1 pseudogene is annotated in these 562 nt (G+C 68.9%); it reads left to right on the top strand.

Annotation, left to right across the window (positions count from 1 at the left end):
• Nucleotides 1–21: 21 nt before the first annotated feature.
• Nucleotides 22–562: pseudogene (locus AQJ67_RS12395) on the top strand (hypothetical protein); the annotation flags it as partial.

Below are 562 nucleotides of genomic sequence, written 5' to 3' on the forward strand. Positions count from 1 at the left end.
CCCTCGCAGAATGAGCCGCGCATGATGTCACCGTCCGGCCGTCGCCGCCGCCCCCGTGAAGCCCGCCGCAATCCGCCTCCGAGCATGCTGACCCTGGCCGCCCTCCTCGTCGTGGCGTCCCTCGTCGGCGGCTATCTGCTCCTGAACCGCACGCACAGCACCCCCACCGCGGCCTCCGCCACCCGGGACAGCGGCAGACCGGCCTCTCCCGAGCCGAGCGGCGAACCCTCCTGGGACGGGAGGACAAAGGTCCTCGGCGACGGCTCGACCTCCTACACCGGCCCGCCGAGCGGCCAGTTGAAGCCCGAGCCGCTCAAACCCGGTGAGAAGCCGCCGCAGTTCGTGGTGTTCTCCTGGGACGGCGCGCTCCAGGGCGACGACGAACTCTTCTCGCACTACCGCGAGTTGGCGAAGAAGTACGACGCCCACATGACCTTCTTCCTCACCGGTATCTACCTGCTGCCCAAGGACAAGAAGGACCTGTACACCCCACCCCAGCACCCCAAGGGCTTGGCCGCGATCAGCTTCGCCACCGACGAGCACATCCGCACCACGCTGGAGC

Source organism: Streptomyces caeruleatus, from assembly GCF_001514235.1.
Taxonomy (GTDB): Bacteria; Actinomycetota; Actinomycetes; order Streptomycetales; family Streptomycetaceae; genus Streptomyces; species Streptomyces caeruleatus.